This window comes from Paenibacillus sp. FSL H3-0302 (assembly GCF_037982245.1).
Taxonomy (GTDB): domain Bacteria; phylum Bacillota; class Bacilli; order Paenibacillales; family Paenibacillaceae; genus Paenibacillus_AQ; species Paenibacillus_AQ odorifer.
This window is the reverse complement of record NZ_CP150284.1, coordinates 862,551-879,630: the sequence shown is the minus strand read 5'-3', so window position 1 is coordinate 879,630 and position 17,080 is coordinate 862,551. Positions and strand designations below refer to the sequence as shown.

Genomic DNA, 17,080 nt, shown 5'->3' with positions numbered 1-17,080 from the left:
AAAGCCTATGCACTGAAATGCATAGACTGTATGTATAGCCCTATTTTAACAACTCTAACACGCCTTGAGGCTGTTGATTAGCTTGAGCCAACATCGCTTGCGATGCTTGAGATAAGACATTGTATTTGGTAAGCTTCATCATTTCCTTTGCCATATCCGCATCTCTTATTCGTGATTCAGCTGCTGTTAAGTTTACTTCGTAATTGGTTAGGTTATTATGGATATGTTCTAATGCATTTTGATACGCGCCGTACATTGAACGCCTGGATGAAACGGTATTTATAGCTTTGTCTATTTTCGAAATCGCTAATTCGGCACCTTGTCTAGTTGAAAGATCTATATCCGCAATTCCCAGAGCAGTAGTTCTAGCATCTGTTAATTTAACAGCGAAGTTATTCCCAGAGTTTGCTCCCACCTGAAGATTTACTGTTTTGTAATCATATGTGGTACCAGGGTTTGATCCGTAAGATACATTGAAATTGGTTATCCCAGTTGTAGTTGAAAAAGTGTAACTTCCGTCATCATTACTAATAATGTTATTTAGTCTATCCGTAGAGCCCCCACCATTTAGATTAACATTAGCCAATTCATTACCCTGTGGATCAAAGATGGAAAGACGATAATTATTATCTACTATTCCTCCAACGATGTAATTCCCATCTTTCATTTCTGTAATGCTAGTAAGTTGACTGGAGTTGGAAGTTTCATTTGAGATATTCTTCTCCCACAATACGTTTCCACTACTGTCTAGTTTATAGATTAATCCACTAGTTTTAGTAGAGTCGTTATAAGAACCAACAATTATGGCCCCTCCATCACTGGTTGCGATGGCCCGGTAACCTTCATCATCCCCAGCAGCACCGACTCGTGTGTCCCATAACGGATTTAAGTTACTATCATATTTCACAACCCAGCTTGACTTATCGGTATAAGAACCGTTTAGTTTGAGACTTGATGAACCAATAGCCAAATAACCGCCGTCAGCAGTTTCAATAATAGAATTAAATTCTTCGCTTCCATAGCCAACAGGATTGGATTGTGAAGAACCCACTATCGAGGTGGATTGTTGCACACCACTACTATTAAATTTAGCCATAAGGCCATCCCAATTTTGAATACCGGAACCCGTCCCTGCCACAATAAAGGAACCGTCACTAGTCTCAATTACTTCATTCCCCATAATGGAGTAGACACCAGATACCCCTGTACTCCACTGCTCATTCAAATTCGCATTCCATTTAATTATATTTATCCTTTGATCGGAAATTGCCCCTGCTGAGAAATCATTTCCTAATAAAATATAACCACCATCACTAGATTCCTTAATACTATACACATCCATATTAGGAATTGCTTGTGACCAAACCAGATTACCCATACTATCTAATTTGAAGGGATTATTACCGGGAATTCTTATTCCGACGTAACCTCCATCTGAAGTCTTAGATAAATCTCTGGCAGGTATGTTAGCGGTCCAGTTCGTACTTATATTGCCCTGTACTGGGGTAATATTCGTGTTTACTTCGAGGTCATTATTCAATAAATGAATTCCATTAAATTGAGTGTTATTAGCAATATCATTTATCCCAAGCTTTATCTGCTCAACTTCTTTTTGAATCAATGTTCGATCAAAATTTGTTAAGGTATCATTTGAAGCCTGTATTGCAAGCTCCCGTAGTCTTAGCAGATTAGGATCTTGTATAGTTCCAAGTCCACTCTCAGCAGTCTGAATTAGTGAAATACCATCCTGTGTATTCCTTGCTGCCTGAGACAATCCACGAATCTGTGCTCTCATTTTCTCAGAAATTGCTAATCCTGCAGCATCATCTGCCGCTATATTTATCCGAAGTCCAGAAGATAACCTCTCTAGTGAACTTGTAATAGATTTATTATTTTTATTTAATCTGTTCAAACTATTTAAAGACGTGATGTTGTGACCGATTCGCATTTAATCACCTTTCAATTGTTAGTATCTTCTATATCGGATAGTCCTTAGTAATTTTTTAGGTCAAATTACCCGTGTCTTAAGGCCTCGCCTTAAATTCCCACCGTCCCCCGCTGAAAAGTTGAATATTCACATACAAAAACGGCGATCTATCACCGGTTAAGCACCGACAACAGATCACCGCTAAAATTCTGACTAGATCATTATCATTCAAACGGATAAATCCAGAAATGTTCTGTTCCAAAACGAGCTTGGATCTCTTTATCATTTAAAGGTTTGCTGCCCAACAGCTCAGCAGCTTGGAATTGGGAACGATGCGCCTGAATGGACGCCATCTTGTGCTTGAGGAAATCTCTCACATCATTGATAACCTTTGGCTCCCCAATCTCTACAATATTATTAGCAAAAGCTATACAGTGAACAGGAGGTCTTTCTTCCTTTGGAAGTCTTGCAACGGTTCGGATCACTGCGGCTCCAGTAGCATCGTGATCAGGATGTACGCTGTACCCTGGATAGAAAGTGATGATCAACGAAGGTTTAAGCTCTTTCAAGAGCGCATCAATCTGCCCATCGAGCAAGACTTGATCTTCGAATTCTATCGTCTTGTCGTGAAAACCAAGCATTCTTAAATCCTGTATGCCAATAGCCTCGCAGGATTCCTCCAGCTCCTTCTTACGTATTTCCGGGAGGGTTACCCGATTCGCAAAGGGCGGGATGCCCATATTTCGGCCCATTTCTCCAAGCGTTAGGCATGCGTAGGTAACTTGGGTCCCATTTTGTATATGTTTGGCAAGGGTACCTGATATACCGAAGGCCTCATCATCCGGATGTGGCAAAATAACAAGAATATGTTTTTCCACAGAACTCTTCATCTCCTCTTCCATTAGAACGGCTCTCGGCTTAATTGTAACGATACGATCAGTTTGCCTTGAGCATCATGTCCAGCCATAATCAATCTGCCTGTCTCACTCTCTTCATAGTGAGTTAGCCCTTCCGAGTAAACCCAGCCCTGCGACATTTTTAAGCCGACCCGATAAGGACCGTTGCCGGAAATCGAACCATGGGAATATCGAATAACAGCATTGGTAATAAAAGTAGCGGCTGGATGCTTCGAACTATCTAAATGGGCAGCGTAGGCTCCCGTTGTCATCTCAAGATGGATATATAGATCCTGATCTTTAAGCAGGTCGATCCTATCTTGTACTTCTGATTGATTGATTAGCTGCAATGTTGCGCCTCCGTCTCTGACTGAATATATACATACAAAAAATAAGATCCATACCTTATAGAAGGACGGATCTGTTATATGATAAGCGGGTCCGTATTTCTCATCAAAGTATAACGTGCAATGCTATGTAATTCAATGGATAGAGCGATCCCCTCCAAGTGTAACAGTAATGGACTGGCTTTTTACTGTTCACCTGAAGGGGATAATATCACTGAGAGGTTATGCTGTTTATATTAGATCACAAACTGATCTAACATCTTTATGATGACTTCACGCTTTACAGGCTTGCTGATATACTCGTCCATTCCGGCAGCTAGACAATTTTCACGGTCACCCTTCAAAGCATTAGCCGTGACCGCGATGATGGGCGGACATTTCTCTTGATGCTCATCTCTTAACATCTTCATAGCCTCTATACCGTTCATAACGGGCATGTGAAGATCCAATAAAATAAGATCAAAGGGTTCTTTCCGTGCTGCTTCAACCGCATCTATGCCGTTTGTGACGGCGATAACACTGTGACCCATTTTTTCGAGTATTTTGGTCAGCACTAGCGCATTGATAGAGTTGTCTTCAGCAAGTAAAATTCTTGCCTCACGTGCGGTATGAAGCTTGTTAATGTTAGCCTCTTGGCTAGGAATTACCACTGATTTCTTGGGCCTGATTGTGAAGGTAACCGACGTACCGCTCTTGCCGTCACTCTCCGCATAGATCTCACCACCCATCATTTCGACAATTCTGCGGCTGATGGCAAGGCCAAGACCCGTGCCTTCATGTCTCCGCATCATAAAGCTATCCACCTGCTCAAACGGTTCAAAAATATCAGTAAGTCGATCAGGATCAATTCCAATGCCAGTATCGGTTACCGTAAAGGCCAGCAGGAAGGGATCATCCTTTACAAGCCTCACTTTTACCGATATGCTGCCCGCGGGTGTGAATTTCACAGCATTCCCTAGCAGGTTCAAGAACACCTGCTTCAAGCGTTCCTCGTCACCGTAAATAAAGTCAGGAACATCATGATTTATGATGCTGGTGAGCTCCAGATGTTTTTGTTCAGCTTTTATTGCAATAACAGAAAAACTGTCCTTGAGGCAAGTTCGCAGATCGAATGTATCCTCTTGTAGCTCGCTGCGGCCTGCCTCAATTTTTGAAAGATCAAGAATATCATTGATTATATTGAGCAGGATTCCTCCGCTTTTGCGAATGATTTCTACATATTCACGTTGTTCTTCATTAAGCTCTGTTTCAAGCAGAATATCAGTCATGCCGATCACCCCATTCATGGGAGTGCGAATTTCATGACTCATCATAGCTAGGAACTCACTTTTAGCTCTATTCGTGGACTCTGCGGCTTCCTTAGCTAGCGACAATTGCCTTTGCTCGGAAATGTCCTTGCATATAAGATAAAATCCGATATTATGATTGTTCACATAAATAGGTGCAATACTGGTGAGCACTTCAACGACTTCGCTGTCCTTAGTGACAAGCTTATTGATATACTGCTCAACTGTATTATCGTAAAGGGCTCTTTCCAGAATGCGCTGGACATTCTCTTCTCCAATCAGACTCGCAAGCTTCATCCCGATCAACTCGGACTCGATGGCATAGCCCGTTATCTTTTCCGCCATACTATTGGTGTTAATGATTCGACCGTCAAGGTCAAAAGAAATGACGGCGTCATGGTTATATTTTTTAAGCGACGTATACCGTTCAACAGACTCCTGAAGGCGTTGCTCGGATTCCTTTTGCTTTGTAATGTTAACGATTTGGCAAATGAAGTATGCTGGCTGGTTCGACTCGTCGCTGAATAGGTGGAGCGTGAGCTGTCCCCAAATATAATCTCCATTTTTTGTGATAAACTGCTTTTCCATCTGCACTTCTGTTTCCTCACCCAAAACTGCTTTTAAATCATGAAGGTTGCCGAAATCCTCGGGGTGAGAAAGGTCTTCTAACCGCATACCCTCAAACTCTTCAGTGGAATAACCAAAAGTCTGCTCAAAGGCCGGGTTTACGGTCAGAATCAAACCATTTGGCGATAAAAGGGCGATCCCAAAGGAGGCGTGATTAATCACCTGTTGGTTGAATTGTTCCTGGTTTAGATTTACGCGATGCATAGCGACCTCCATGGGATGATGTAATTTTTGCGTGAAAAAATAGACCTTCTATTTAGAAGGTCCTATTTATAGCTTATAGTCTAATTTACCCACTTTGTTATTAATTGAATCCGTTAATTTAACGGGATCGAATAGAACACTCTGGATCCCTTATTGTTCGTATACCAAATGATTTTGTCCCCACTAATAATAGGACTGCACTCTGATAAGGCAAAATGCTTGATCGTTTGGATGTCGCTAGTAGCTTTTCCCGCTCCATCTATAAGAACATATTTCAGATCACCCGGATGATTCTCTTTATCAAACTCCTGCCACAGCACCATCATTTTGTCGTCTGTGATTTTTACTAGCTTAGGGATGGACGCGATCAGGTTCGTGCCTACATATTTAGCCAAGGTAATGTGATTCACCGAAGTACTGCTCAGGTTGGACTTGGGCAACACACTAAGCATGACATCCCTTTGGTCCGTTTCTAAACCCACCATCTCAAAAGATGTATACTCTTTGACTAGGGAATGATCTACCGAATTCATAGCGACTATATAGTTCGCCTGGGACATCTCAAATCCGCCTATAGAAACACCCGTCGCGTTCGCTCCGATTTTGCCGGGAATATTAAATAAGTCCACTTCGTTATAACTGGCTCCGTCTCCTTTATTCAGAACAATCGAACGGGGATAAGCGTCGCCATGATCGACTAGAACATGCGCAGTACCATCAAACAATACATATTGGTCAAAAGAGTGACTGACATGATTCTTCTGGAATCTTCCCAGATCATTGGTCACGGTCATGGTTTTAGTATTTACAATAATGGTAAGCTGGGATTGATGATTTAATTTATCTTCTGTCGTGTATCGTGTACGTGAAGTGTGAAATATAAGCGTATCTCCAGCTTCAGCCATCCTGCCGGAGCCTGAATCAAAAGGGCTAACGGTATAGCTCTCCCCACCCTTTATGGAGACACTGTCTACTCTATTGAAGCTTTTATCATAACGGACAATACGAATGACTTCCTTGCTATCATTCTCTTCGCGGTTCTCTTGGCCAAAAGCAATATAGTTATACTTCTCCCCACTAAAGAATCCACCAAACACCGGAAGCTCAAAAGGAATGCTCTTATTGCCTGTAAGTTCGTACTTCTCATTGTACGTTTCAATCGTAAACTCTTTGTTCGCCTCAATAACACTTACAGTCCCATCCTTATTATTCACAAGATAAGAAGAGGCCGTACTTTTCCATCTAGGAAAATAAGAAGATTCCCCGTTACTCTCAGCTACAGCCGCCGTCTTTACCCGGTAAGCATGATCTGGGATTTTGGAAAATAACGATATGCGGTCAGACTGAACGTCAAATTCAATATCGAACGGGATTTTACCCGCCAAATCTCTCAACTGAATATAATTGTTATCATCAATATTGTACGCCGTAATAGACTGTAACTGTCCGTTGACTAGCACCTTAGAGCTTGAAAGCGTAGCAGCATAATTTTTATTGCGGCTATAATAGTTACTTGTTGTTTTCTTTTCGGGCGTATAAGCTTGTCCAGTTATGATCTCAATCGCATTGTTCGCTTTATTCCAAGTGATATCAAACTGGCTGCTCGTTCCCGAGAAATACTCTGCCAAATCGCGTAGTCTGAAATAATTGTTATTCGATATGTTGAACCCATTCAGGTTCCGCTGTTCTCCATCAAAATATGTACTGCTCTCGGTTACCTTAGCCTTCACCGTATTGCTCGCAAAGGTTGTAGTGCCGAGTGCTGGTGTAACCAGTAATAACATCAGCAATATACTAAAAATCCTCTTCATCCGTCTTTCCTCCATTAGATATAATCATTAGCTATTATATTTATCGGTAATTTGCTGTGCCGCCTTAATTTTGAAATGAACGTAAAAAGCACAATCTGCACAGTCTCGCGATCTGCGTTCTATCGTTTGGTTGGGACAACCCGTCTCTCAAGAAAAAAGCCGGCCAAACTCAGGACAATACACCTGAAATTTAGTCGGCTGAATATTAAACTTAGTTTGTTTTAGAAGCAGGAAGCTTTTTTAATGTAATCTTTCATCAAACATGAGTTGGATTTGAATACCAAAGGGATCTTCAATGATACCGTAGGCTTTGCTAAACACATTGCTAGATAAAGGAGCAATAATTTTCACGCGCTCGTCTGTGATTAAGCTTTTATAAAAACCTTCAATCCCCTCTAAGTCAGCACTTTGAATACATAATGAAGTGTTATTGCCCACTGTATATTTCTCATTCGTATTCATTGTATCTTCTGCTATCATTATTTTTGTTTTTCCGATTAACAGGACAGAGTGAGTAATATAATCCTTATTTTCATCCGTAAGCTGTATGGAGCTGTCACGCTCTGCTAGTTGTTGATAGGTGACACGTAGCAATTCCTCTGCGTTAAAATGTTCTTTGTAAAATTCTATAGCTTCCTTAGCTCTTCCATTCATCGATAAAAAAATAGCTACTTCTAGTGTTGTACTCATAGTATAAATCTCTCCTTTTATATATTTGATATCTGGCCTTAAACTTATTATCCTATATAAAGGTATCAAAACATGACACCTTTATAAGGAGTTTTATATATGAAAAAATCAGAACGATTAAATGACATGATGAGGTACTTAAACAGTCGAGAATTCTTTAATTTAAGTGATCTCATGGATAAATACGCTATTTCAAAAAGCACAGCTCTACGCGATATTAGTTCATTAGAACAATTAGGTATGCCTATTTTCGCAGAACATGGAAGACACGGACGTTATGGTATTCTAAAAAACAGATTGTTATCCCCTATTATTTTCACGATAGATGAAGTCTATGCGCTGTATTTTGCCATGCTGACGTTAGAATCTTATCAATCTACACCCTTTCATCTGAGTGTTAACAAGCTAAACGAAAAGTTCGAGCACTGTCTTTCGAGTACACAAATCAACCAAATTCACAAAATGAAAAAGGTCCTGCAATTCGAAATGTATCAGCATAAGCATGTCAGCCGTTTTTTAGATAAAATCCTAGCAAGTATTCTAAATGAGAGTGCCTGTAACATTGCATATACAAAAGAAAACAAAACAAAAATCTACCCTGTTCAATTCTTTAGGATTTCCGCTAAGTTTGGTCAATGGTATGCCACTGGAATAGAGCTTACGACGAATACATATAGAGTTTTTAGATGTGATCGAATAACCTTCATTGAAGAAGAGGAAAGCAAAGCTCGTTATTCTATAGAAGAACTTCTTAGTCGTTCATTAGAAATCTATCAGTCTGCGAAAAGTATTGACTTTGAAGTTGAGATTGCGGAACAAGCAAAGGATATTTTTTATAAAGAGCATTATCCTTCTATGAAAATAGAAATTGGTCCGAAAACAGTCATTAAGGGATTCTATAATCCAGGTGAAGAGGATTTCTTGGCTAATTATTTTATGCGATATGGTCATGCTGTTACATCCGTGAAACCTGAAGCCTTAAAACAAATAATCAAAGATAAATTAGAGCAACTCGTAAATCACTATCAAAAAATATAAAGCTAATCAAAAGGGGTAAAAAACATAGCTTGTAGAACTGCCTTAGCCTTTTTGAGGTTACGCTTATCCAGTTGGTTCAGCATGTCTACGATTTGACTCCTTTCATCGTTTTCCACTGGCTCAAGAGATGCTCCGGCAGTTAATGGTTCTTTTTCAGCAACCGATTCCGAATGAACCCATGACGCTTCCAAAGTATCCTCGAAGGCTTGGATTATAAATAACAATTCATCTGGGTTATATCTCTGTAGAAATCGGTTTATCCCTTTATTCATCTGCTTATGTAGGGCTAAATGCAAATCGAATATTTCTTTCCCTAGAGGTGTTGTAAGAAAAAGCACTTCTTTTTTATTATCGGGGAGAAACTCCGTGCGAATACGATCTGCATGCCGATGGATTTGATCCCGTCATGTCGCACGAAGAACTCACTGCTTGGCGGCAAAAGAGAACCCCCGACCCGCTAGTCGCCAATTATCAGCAGCGTCTTATAGTAGCGGATCATATTGTCTTCATTTTCCCTATATGGTGGGAAGCCATGCCCGCTCTTACCAAAGGTTTCCTTGATAAGGTATTCGCAAAAGGCATTGTCTACGAAGAAACTAAACCTGGGCGGCCCTTCAAATGCTTGCTCCCGAATATTAAAGGAGTGTCCCTGCTGACCGTAATGAACACGCCCGACTTCTTTTATCGCTGGATTTTTGGCAACCCCATCACCAAAATTCTATTCAGAGGCACCTTCCACAAAATGGGAATACGAAAGAACCTCCGTTGGTATAATTATGCCGGGATGTCAGATCGCAGCTTAGAAGAGCGGGTGAAGCATCTTGATAAAACAGAACAACGGTTTGCACGACTGGACTAAACTAGACTAGATCAAATTACTCAAGCACTGACTGATTCTGAGAACTGAATCTCTGGTTTCTTCATCTCCCTAAACACCAGCAATCCAATGAATAAGGATACAACGCCGATAATCATCAGCAGCGCCCCCAGCTCCTGACTGTAGGCTGTTAGCGCCCCATCCCGAAAAGCCATTCCACGTATGAGGCGATTAAGCCAGTTCATAGGTAATACCCATGCGGAAATTTGAAAGAACTCTGGAAAGGCAAGTGGGCTCAGCTGGATTCCAGTAGCAAGAAACGACGGATACAACACGAAATTGGTTCGTAAATTAACTTTGGATACGTCTTTGGCAGTATAACCAATCAACAGGCCCATAAGCGACAAGGCAAAGGCATATATAAACAGCGGAATAATAAACAGATAAGGCTCCGCTTCAAAGCGCATTCCCCCCACCTGCTTTAATAAGCCGTAACATAGGAGCAGCGAAATAGTGGTCAAAACAGCGTAAGGTACACTGCGAACCCAAATCTGCCAAGGAGACTTCCCGTTTGCAAAGAGTTTCCCCTCCTGTCGCAACCGAGGGACAATTGAACCCGCTGCGCTTGTTGTAATCATCAGCACCACAATATTCACAAATCCAATGACCATAAAACCCACATAACTTGTGGTCGGGTTAAATAACATCCGCTGCTGGAGAGATAACGGAGAAGCAAGCCCTTTAGAGGTTTCGGCATCCATCCCCTTTTGGAGGAGCCGGGTCATAGAAAGAGTCACATTTTCCGTCTGGATGACTTCCTGAATCGCAGTCCGGATGCCGGTTAACCCTGATGGCATTGTATTATCCATTAAGATGCCAATATTCGTTGATATCCCCTGCTGCTGATGTTGCCCCAGCTCTTTGGGAAGCATGATGACTGCTACAGCCTGCTCATTTGCCAGTAACGTCTCTGGGTTCAGGCGGCTGGAGTACACATTTGTTACGTTCATATATGGAGAGGCATTTATCTTTGAGATCAGCTGTCGTGAATACGAACTGTGATCCTCATCAATGACAATAACATGCGATTCGCTGATTTGGTTCTTCGAGAACATTAAGCCAAAAAACAGGGCCGCAATAAGCGGACCTATAAAAATCAGGCGTAAATACTTACTACCCGCCACGTACTTCCATTCGTCAATCAGTGACTTCATCGAGCTTCACCTCCGCTGTCATCCCCGGAAGCAAATCAGCATTCCCATCCATAGTTACACGGACAAGAAACATGCTTAAATCGGCTTGCCCTTTTTCACGTGACATACGTAAGCTCGCAAATTGAGGCGCGGCTGCGATAGATGTAATTACACCTGTCACCTCCGTTGGGTGCTCCAAATATGGAAAATGAACGCCAATCCTTTGATTCACCTCTAGCTTTTGGATTTCACTTTCTTGTATGTAGAGATCTGTATAAAAGCTGTTTTTTTGCAAAACCGCCATTGGCATTCCTAGCTGGACTAGATCCCCCGGCTTTACAATAATCTTGTTGACTGATCCGTCCTCCGGCGCAACTACATCCGTTTCTCCTTCAGCAGATTTAACCTTAAACAGCACCTCTCCCTGTTTTATAGAATCACCTGCAGCCACACCGACCTCGACAATTGACCCTGGACTATTCTGATAAAATATTGTCTTTTGCTCCGCATCTAGAATCCCTTGTTTCCTGCTCTCAGCCTGACTGACTGCATCCTTTCCTTTTACAGCAAGAAGCGCCCCTCCAACAATCAGCACAATCGCAATTCCTATATATAGCCCTGCTTTTATCTTCATTTTCCACTCTCTTTCATCACCATTTTTTTAACTGCATTTTCAGCAGCCTCCATAATTACTTCTCCCAATGTGGGATGAGGGTGAATGGTCATCGCCAAGTCCTCTACAGTGGCTCCCATCTCAATAGCAAGAGCAAGCTCCGACACGAGTGTGGATGCCTCTACTCCAACGATTTGTGCACCCACTACGACTCCTGAATTTAGGTCCGCTACAAGCTTGACGAAACCTTCCGTCTCCCTCAAGGCCAAGGCTCTCCCGTTAATCCCAAAGGAGGATTTGCCAATAACCAGCGAAATGCCTTTTGCCTTTGCTTCTGTTTCACTTAAGCCGACACTGGCCAGCTCTGGGTGCGAAAAAACAACGAGCGGGATGGCTCGATAATCAACTTCGGAGGAGAGACCTGCAATGGCCTCTGCCGCAATCTTTGCTTCGTACGATGCCTTATGAGCGAGAGTCGGGCCTGCCGTAATATCTCCAATTGCAAAAATATGCGGGATAGCTGTTCTGCACTGTTCGTCCGTCGCAATCAATCCCCTACTCGTCACTGGCAAGCCTATGCGATCTAGTCCTAAATTGCCGTCTGTATTTGGTTTTCTGCCCACAGTAACTAACACATATTCCGCTGTAACATGCTGCTGTTCCTGATTTTTTAAATAATGCAGTGTAATGGTATCTGCACTCTCCACTACGTTCACAGCTGTCGCTCCGGTAATAATCTTCATGCCATCGGCTTTCAGCTGCTTTCCAACAGGGCTCACAAGCTCCGCCTCAAATCCAGGCAGCACTTGTTCTCCCCCTTCCAGAATCGTTACCTTTGTTCCGAATTTGGCATACATCTGCCCCAGCTCGACACCAATATAGCCCCCACCTATAACTACTAGGCTAGTTGGAATCTCAGGGAGCGACAGCGCTTCTGTGGAAGACAAAATACGTCCGCCAACAGGAAAGGCTGGCAGCTCAATCGGACGAGATCCTGTAGCCAGGATAGCGTTTTTAAAGGATAAGGTTTGCTCCTGTCCAGACTGACTGATGATAACTGTATGTTCATCAACCAAGCTAGCCTCTCCTTCGAAAATGCTCACCCCAGCAGTCTTTAATAAATAACTGACTCCACCTGCCTGCTTATTCACAACTCCTTGTTTAAAATCCTGAGCATTTTTAAAAGATGCTGACGCATCTACAAAATTGAAAGGACTGAGCAAATCATAGCGATGTGATTCAGCAATTAATGCTTTGGATGGGATACATCCAACATGCGTGCAGACTCCGCCAAGCTGGTTGCGTTCAACAATCGCTGTTTTCATCCCAAGCTGTGCAGATCGCAGCGCCGCCACATAACCTCCCGGACCTGATCCAATGACCAATGTTTCTACGGCTTCAAGCTTACTCATCTCCTGATACCTCCTGTTGAACTTTTTTAAAATATGATGATCGTAATATATTATTACCATCATATTTTAAATCAGTCAATAACCTTGCCTCGCCTTTCACAAGCTAACTTTCTCAGAATCGCTAAATTGACAGGCTTTATTATGACGCCTATAATATTTTAAAAGTAGAACTATGAAGCTGTGGAGTGATTACAATGCCGTATCCCAAAGGTCATAAAATAAAAGTTCGAAATAAAATCGTTGAAAGTGCTGCTCAGGCTTTTCGCACCAACGGTATTCACGATGTAAGCGTTCCGTTCATTATGAAGGGGGCCGGATTAACTCATGGCGGGTTTTATTCCCATTTTGACAACAAAGAACAGCTTGTCGCGGAAGCCTGCCGGTATGCCATCAGCGATACCATCGCACTTCTGCAGAAGGTCGCTGACCAGGAAGAGCAGAACCCCAAAATCAATGCTGTCATTGATTATTATTTAAGTCCGTATCACCGCGACAAAATGGAGATGGGCTGCATTATTCCTGCCCTTTCTAGCGAAATATCCCGTTCCTCAGAAGAAGTTCGGCAGGTATTCACGCAGGAACTGGAGCGGATGATTGCTTTTATCTCTAATCTGGCGGGAATTGACGCGTCCAAAGGTAGTGCACTGTTCAGTACTATGGTTGGCTCCCTTGTTCTTGCACGGACGGTTAAAGATCCTGAACTGAGCGACAACCTACTCTCGTCTGGCAAACAGTATGCCAAAGCGCTAGTAAGAGCCTAATATAAAAAAACACGCCAATAAATGGCGTGTTGTAGTTAAATTTATTAAAATTCTTCATACGATGCGGGATCTTGATCAGCTATGCGACCTGTTGGCGAGGTTAATGCGGAAATAACGGTCATCTCCGCTTCCGATAATTCAAAATCAAAAATATTCAGATTATCACGCTGATGCTCTAGAGAAGAAGCCTTTGGAATGGGAATAGCCCCAAGCTGTATATGCCAACGTAAGATAACCTGCGATATCGATTTATTATGAACCTTGCCTATTTCCGCTATTTCCTCATTTTCCAGTACACTGCTAGCCCGTCCCAATGGACTCCACGATTCAATCACTACCCCATGCTCTTTGTTCCATGCACGTTGCTCTTCCTGATTAAAGTGAGGATGCAGCTCAATCTGATTCATACTCGGCGCTACACCAGTTTCTTGTATCAAACGTTCAATATGCTCCGGCAAAAAGTTACATACACCGATGGAGCGAATCAACCCTTGCTTACGTGCCTCGATCATCGCCTGCCAGGCCTCAACATATAAATTCACTCTAGGGTTAGGCCAGTGGATGAGATAGAAATCATAGTAATCCAATCCGGCTCTGAATAAAGACTCCTGTATAGTAGACAACGCTTCTTTATAAGAGTGATGGCGTCCTGGCAGTTTGGAAGTAATGAGTAGCTCTTCCCTAGGCACAGAACTTTGCCGAACAGCCTGGCCTACAGCACCTTCGTTCTCATAATTAAATGCAGTGTCGATCAGACGATAGCCAACATCAATCGCCTTAGTGATGTTTTGTGCTCCCTCAGTTCCGTTTAACGCGTAGGTACCAAAACCAATCGCAGGCACCTTCACTCCATCGTTCAATACGATTTCAGGTATTCTCTCAGTCATCGTCGCTCTTCTCCTTTGTTGTCATTTAAACCCCAGTCGATCCATCTTATAATTATTATAACATCCTCATAGTAAACTCAATCATCGGGTCACCTGAACAACCTCTAGCCTATTAGTAAGCCGCTTTCGTGGGCATCCGATTTATTTTTTATAGTAAAATGAATCTACAACACAGGATTTTCGTAATGTTATGAATTAAAAGTAGAGATAAGAGGTGTATCCAATGAAGGAGCAATATCCTGCTAGGCTTGAATTGTTCGCAGACAACGCTCAGAGGATCAAAAAAGCTTTCCCATGGCAAAATGCAATGGTTAATCGGTTAGCGGCACTATTGTATGCTGTAGAAGACAAAGTTGCAGATGACGAAGCCATCCGTGCCAGCTATGAGCTAATTAAGGAGAGTACCGGGATTTTCTCTCAATTTAGAGGGACTTCGGTGATCAGCATTGCTGCCCTGCTCTCTCTTTCTGACGAGAAGGAAACTCTGCTTGCAAACACACTTGCCGTGTATGATTTAATGAAGGAAGCCAAATTCAGAGCCTCTGATTATCTCGTCGTTGCTGCCTATCAAATCGCTGCTAATGAAACATCGGATCAATATCAGCGTACGGTAGAACGGGCAAAGCTATTTTACGATAGTATGAAGGCAAAACATCGTTTCCTTACCGGACAGGACGATTATATCTTCTCCGCGATGCTTGGTCTTTCGGATATCGATGTTGAGAGTGGCGTGGACCGCATGGAGCAGCTCTATGTAACGCTTAAGCCCGAGTTTATGTCAGGCAACAGTGTGCAAGCCCTGACCCAGGTATTGGTTCTTGGGGAAGAAGCCCCTCAAGCAGCGGACCGTGTATTGGCATTAAGAGATGCATTTCGTGCACAGGGTATCCGGCTAGACAAGGAATATACCCTCTCCTCACTGGGCGTGTTATCCCTGCTCCCTTGCAACAAGGAGGACATCGTTACTGATGTCTCGGAGACTTACGAATTTTTGCGTACAAAAAAGGGCTTCGGGAACTGGTCTATTGGCAAGCAGGAATTACTGCTCTTGTCTTCTGCACTGGTAGCCTTCAGATCTGTGGAGGATGTGCAAAACGGCGTATTAACTACGATGCTTTCTACCAACATTACCAATATTATAATTGCGCAACAGGCTGCTCTTGCCGGGGCAGCGGCTGCATCAGCTGCGGCTGCAGCTTCTTCTTCGAATTAGATTGAATCGTGAGGGAAAGATATGGACTCAATAAAAATCTTCACAACTAGAAATGAAGAATTGTTAAACCGTCTACTGAACATTTGGGAATCATCCGTGCGGCATACTCATCTTTTTCTATCCGAGCAGGATATTGATGCTTTGCGGCCGCTGGTCACGCAGGCGCTTGAGGGCATAAGCGATTTGTTTGCTTTTACAGATGATGAGGAACAGTTGCTTGGCTTCATAGGGGTTCAGAATAAAAAGATTGAAATGCTGTTCGTAGAACCTGCTGCAATGGGAAAAGGGGTTGGAAAAGCGCTAGTAGCTTATGTCATGCAGAAACTCGCCGTACACCTCGTGGATGTGAATGAGCAAAATCCCCAAGCTTTAGGTTTCTATGAGCATATGGGATTTCAGGTTTTTGAGCGTTCAGCACTCGACGAACAAGGTAATCCTTTTCCTATCCTGCACATGTCGCTTAAGTAGCTTTTTCCTATGCAGGAGACAGTTCAATGCATTTTAATATTGTAAAAAGACAACAGAGCAGCGATTCTCTCGTTTGAGAACGCTACTCTGTTGTTTAGTTGTCTGCAGTTTAGGTTGGCTAAGCTAGGAGCGGATAGGAGGAGCTAGGCGTAGCGGCTCCGAGTATTCGGCTCACCTGTATCTACCTCTACCTCTGCTTCTGCTTCTGCTTCTGCTTCTGCTTCTGCTTCTGCTTCTACTTCTACTTCTACTTCTACTTCTACTTCTACTTCTACTTCTACTTCTACTTCTACTTCTACTTCTACTTCTACTTCTACTTCTACTTCTACTTCTCCTTCTACTTCTACTTCTACTTCTACTTCTACTTCTACTTCTACTTCTACTTCTACTTCTACTTCTACTTCTACTTCTACTTCTACTTCTACTTCTACTTCTACTTCTACTTCTACTTCTACTTCTACTTCTACTTCTACTTCTACTTCTACTTCTACTTCTACTTCTACTTCTACTTCTGCAACTACTTCTAAATCTACGCATATACCCTCGTGCACATCGCCAAATCAATGCTCTCTGTTGCTTTCGGACTCAGATGACACTATTGGCATATTTATTGCCTTTGAGGCATAGTTTCGGACTCCAGTGTCGCTATTACATAGAAAGAGCCGCATTTCTGGCGTTTTTTATGCTAATAGCTGCTGTGAAGTCCGATAACATTCCAAATGACGGATAATCCGTCGTTTAAGGCCATCTGGGTCCGATAGCGTACAATATCGTCAGAAACCGTCGGATGGCATCTGATATCTTCGGGTCTTAACCATCCCCTGTTGCTTCCGGACCCAGATGACGCTATTTGTTCATTTACCCCCTTTGAGGCATAGTTTCGGACTCCA

At 42.6% G+C, this 17,080-nt stretch carries 17 protein-coding genes; 5 read left to right on the top strand and 12 right to left on the bottom strand.

Annotation, left to right across the window (positions count from 1 at the left end):
- Nucleotides 1-40: 40 nt before the first annotated feature.
- The 6 genes from MHH50_RS03810 to MHH50_RS03785 all read right to left on the bottom strand — a co-directional run bounded on the left by MHH50_RS03810 (nucleotide 41) and on the right by MHH50_RS03785 (nucleotide 7,788).
- Complete coding sequence (locus MHH50_RS03810) at nucleotides 41-1,948, bottom strand: flagellin (protein ID WP_340033969.1); 1,908 nt, start codon at nucleotides 1,946-1,948, stop codon at nucleotides 41-43.
- Between the two features lie 203 nt (nucleotides 1,949-2,151).
- A complete protein-coding gene (bshB2, locus tag MHH50_RS03805) occupies nucleotides 2,152-2,805 on the bottom strand; it encodes a bacillithiol biosynthesis deacetylase BshB2 (RefSeq protein ID WP_038574105.1) in 654 nt (217 codons plus the stop codon).
- A 23-nt stretch (nucleotides 2,806-2,828) separates the two neighbouring features.
- Nucleotides 2,829-3,173, bottom strand: a complete 345-nt coding sequence (locus MHH50_RS03800) for a YojF family protein (RefSeq protein WP_076128602.1) — start codon at nucleotides 3,171-3,173, stop codon at nucleotides 2,829-2,831.
- 233 nt (nucleotides 3,174-3,406) lie between these two features.
- Nucleotides 3,407-5,287 carry a PAS domain S-box protein gene (locus MHH50_RS03795; protein WP_076220374.1) on the bottom strand — a complete coding sequence of 627 codons (1,881 nt, stop codon included), beginning with the start codon at nucleotides 5,285-5,287 and terminating at the stop codon, nucleotides 3,407-3,409.
- 113 nt (nucleotides 5,288-5,400) lie between these two features.
- The gene (locus MHH50_RS03790; protein ID WP_340033967.1) at nucleotides 5,401-7,098 is read right to left on the bottom strand and encodes a hypothetical protein; all 1,698 of its coding nucleotides are present in this window, start codon (nucleotides 7,096-7,098) and stop codon (nucleotides 5,401-5,403) included.
- A 240-nt stretch (nucleotides 7,099-7,338) separates the two neighbouring features.
- Nucleotides 7,339-7,788, bottom strand: a complete 450-nt coding sequence (locus MHH50_RS03785) for a VOC family protein (protein WP_076128596.1) — start codon at nucleotides 7,786-7,788, stop codon at nucleotides 7,339-7,341.
- Nucleotides 7,789-7,887: 99 nt separating this feature from the next.
- Here MHH50_RS03785 and MHH50_RS03780 point away from each other — a divergent pair, with 99 nt between their 5' ends.
- On the top strand, nucleotides 7,888-8,826 hold the full coding sequence (locus tag MHH50_RS03780; RefSeq protein ID WP_076128594.1) for a YafY family protein: 939 nt from the start codon (nucleotides 7,888-7,890) through the stop codon (nucleotides 8,824-8,826).
- 2 nt (nucleotides 8,827-8,828) lie between these two features.
- Here MHH50_RS03780 and MHH50_RS03775 read toward each other — a convergent pair whose 3' ends face one another.
- Nucleotides 8,829-9,098 (bottom strand): hypothetical protein, encoded by a 270-nt coding sequence (locus MHH50_RS03775; RefSeq protein ID WP_340033965.1) that lies wholly within the window; start codon nucleotides 9,096-9,098, stop codon nucleotides 8,829-8,831.
- A 107-nt stretch (nucleotides 9,099-9,205) separates the two neighbouring features.
- On the opposite strand from MHH50_RS03775, the gene MHH50_RS03770 reads away from it, so the two are divergent.
- On the top strand, nucleotides 9,206-9,685 hold the full coding sequence (locus tag MHH50_RS03770; protein ID WP_256715812.1) for an NAD(P)H-dependent oxidoreductase: 480 nt from the start codon (nucleotides 9,206-9,208) through the stop codon (nucleotides 9,683-9,685).
- 20 nt (nucleotides 9,686-9,705) lie between these two features.
- Here MHH50_RS03770 and MHH50_RS03765 read toward each other — a convergent pair whose 3' ends face one another.
- The 3 genes from MHH50_RS03765 to lpdA are packed head-to-tail and all read right to left on the bottom strand — an operon-like array spanning nucleotide 9,706 to nucleotide 12,861.
- Nucleotides 9,706-10,857, bottom strand: a complete 1,152-nt coding sequence (locus MHH50_RS03765; RefSeq protein ID WP_076128588.1) for an ABC transporter permease — start codon at nucleotides 10,855-10,857, stop codon at nucleotides 9,706-9,708.
- The gene (locus MHH50_RS03760; RefSeq protein WP_340033964.1) at nucleotides 10,841-11,470 is read right to left on the bottom strand and encodes an HlyD family efflux transporter periplasmic adaptor subunit; all 630 of its coding nucleotides are present in this window, start codon (nucleotides 11,468-11,470) and stop codon (nucleotides 10,841-10,843) included. The genes MHH50_RS03765 and MHH50_RS03760 overlap by 17 nt, the downstream gene beginning before the upstream one ends.
- Nucleotides 11,467-12,861: a dihydrolipoyl dehydrogenase gene (lpdA, locus tag MHH50_RS03755; RefSeq protein ID WP_076128584.1), complete on the bottom strand. Its 1,395-nt coding sequence runs from the start codon at nucleotides 12,859-12,861 to the stop codon at nucleotides 11,467-11,469. Before lpdA ends, MHH50_RS03760 begins: the two co-directional genes overlap by 4 nt.
- Nucleotides 12,862-13,055: 194 nt before the next feature.
- Between lpdA and MHH50_RS03750 the strand changes: the two genes are divergently transcribed.
- Entirely contained in the window at nucleotides 13,056-13,622 is a 567-nt protein-coding gene (locus MHH50_RS03750; protein WP_076128582.1) for a TetR/AcrR family transcriptional regulator, read from the top strand.
- Between the two features lie 44 nt (nucleotides 13,623-13,666).
- On the opposite strand, the gene MHH50_RS03745 is transcribed toward MHH50_RS03750, so the two are convergent.
- Complete coding sequence (locus MHH50_RS03745; protein ID WP_076308493.1) at nucleotides 13,667-14,509, bottom strand: aldo/keto reductase; 843 nt, start codon at nucleotides 14,507-14,509, stop codon at nucleotides 13,667-13,669.
- A 223-nt stretch (nucleotides 14,510-14,732) separates the two neighbouring features.
- On the opposite strand from MHH50_RS03745, the gene MHH50_RS03740 reads away from it, so the two are divergent.
- The gene (locus tag MHH50_RS03740; protein WP_076282572.1) at nucleotides 14,733-15,722 is read left to right on the top strand and encodes a DUF4003 family protein; all 990 of its coding nucleotides are present in this window, start codon (nucleotides 14,733-14,735) and stop codon (nucleotides 15,720-15,722) included.
- A gap of 21 nt (nucleotides 15,723-15,743) precedes the next feature.
- Complete coding sequence (locus MHH50_RS03735; protein WP_076190108.1) at nucleotides 15,744-16,190, top strand: GNAT family N-acetyltransferase; 447 nt, start codon at nucleotides 15,744-15,746, stop codon at nucleotides 16,188-16,190.
- Between the two features lie 143 nt (nucleotides 16,191-16,333).
- Here the strand turns inward: MHH50_RS03735 and MHH50_RS03730 are convergent, their stop codons facing one another.
- Nucleotides 16,334-16,741 (bottom strand): hypothetical protein, encoded by a 408-nt coding sequence (locus tag MHH50_RS03730; RefSeq protein ID WP_340033963.1) that lies wholly within the window; start codon nucleotides 16,739-16,741, stop codon nucleotides 16,334-16,336.
- Nucleotides 16,742-17,080 lie beyond the last annotated feature (339 nt).

What these genes read in the sequence shown, in the direction of transcription:
- MHH50_RS03810 (WP_340033969.1), bottom strand. Translation starts at nt 1,948, where the DNA reads ATGCGAATCGGTCACAACATCACGTCTTTAAATAGTTTGAACAGATTA.
- MHH50_RS03795 (WP_076220374.1), bottom strand. Translation starts at nt 5,287, where the DNA reads ATGCATCGCGTAAATCTAAACCAGGAACAATTCAACCAACAGGTGATT.
- MHH50_RS03790 (WP_340033967.1), bottom strand. Translation starts at nt 7,098, where the DNA reads ATGAAGAGGATTTTTAGTATATTGCTGATGTTATTACTGGTTACACCA.
- MHH50_RS03785 (WP_076128596.1), bottom strand. Translation starts at nt 7,788, where the DNA reads ATGAGTACAACACTAGAAGTAGCTATTTTTTTATCGATGAATGGAAGA.
- MHH50_RS03780 (WP_076128594.1), top strand. Translation starts at nt 7,888, where the DNA reads ATGAAAAAATCAGAACGATTAAATGACATGATGAGGTACTTAAACAGT.
- MHH50_RS03775 (WP_340033965.1), bottom strand. Translation starts at nt 9,098, where the DNA reads ATGAATAAAGGGATAAACCGATTTCTACAGAGATATAACCCAGATGAA.
- MHH50_RS03765 (WP_076128588.1), bottom strand. Translation starts at nt 10,857, where the DNA reads ATGAAGTCACTGATTGACGAATGGAAGTACGTGGCGGGTAGTAAGTAT.
- MHH50_RS03760 (WP_340033964.1), bottom strand. Translation starts at nt 11,470, where the DNA reads ATGAAGATAAAAGCAGGGCTATATATAGGAATTGCGATTGTGCTGATT.
- lpdA (WP_076128584.1), bottom strand. Translation starts at nt 12,861, where the DNA reads ATGAGTAAGCTTGAAGCCGTAGAAACATTGGTCATTGGATCAGGTCCG.
- MHH50_RS03750 (WP_076128582.1), top strand. Translation starts at nt 13,056, where the DNA reads ATGCCGTATCCCAAAGGTCATAAAATAAAAGTTCGAAATAAAATCGTT.
- MHH50_RS03745 (WP_076308493.1), bottom strand. Translation starts at nt 14,509, where the DNA reads ATGACTGAGAGAATACCTGAAATCGTATTGAACGATGGAGTGAAGGTG.
- MHH50_RS03740 (WP_076282572.1), top strand. Translation starts at nt 14,733, where the DNA reads ATGAAGGAGCAATATCCTGCTAGGCTTGAATTGTTCGCAGACAACGCT.
- MHH50_RS03735 (WP_076190108.1), top strand. Translation starts at nt 15,744, where the DNA reads ATGGACTCAATAAAAATCTTCACAACTAGAAATGAAGAATTGTTAAAC.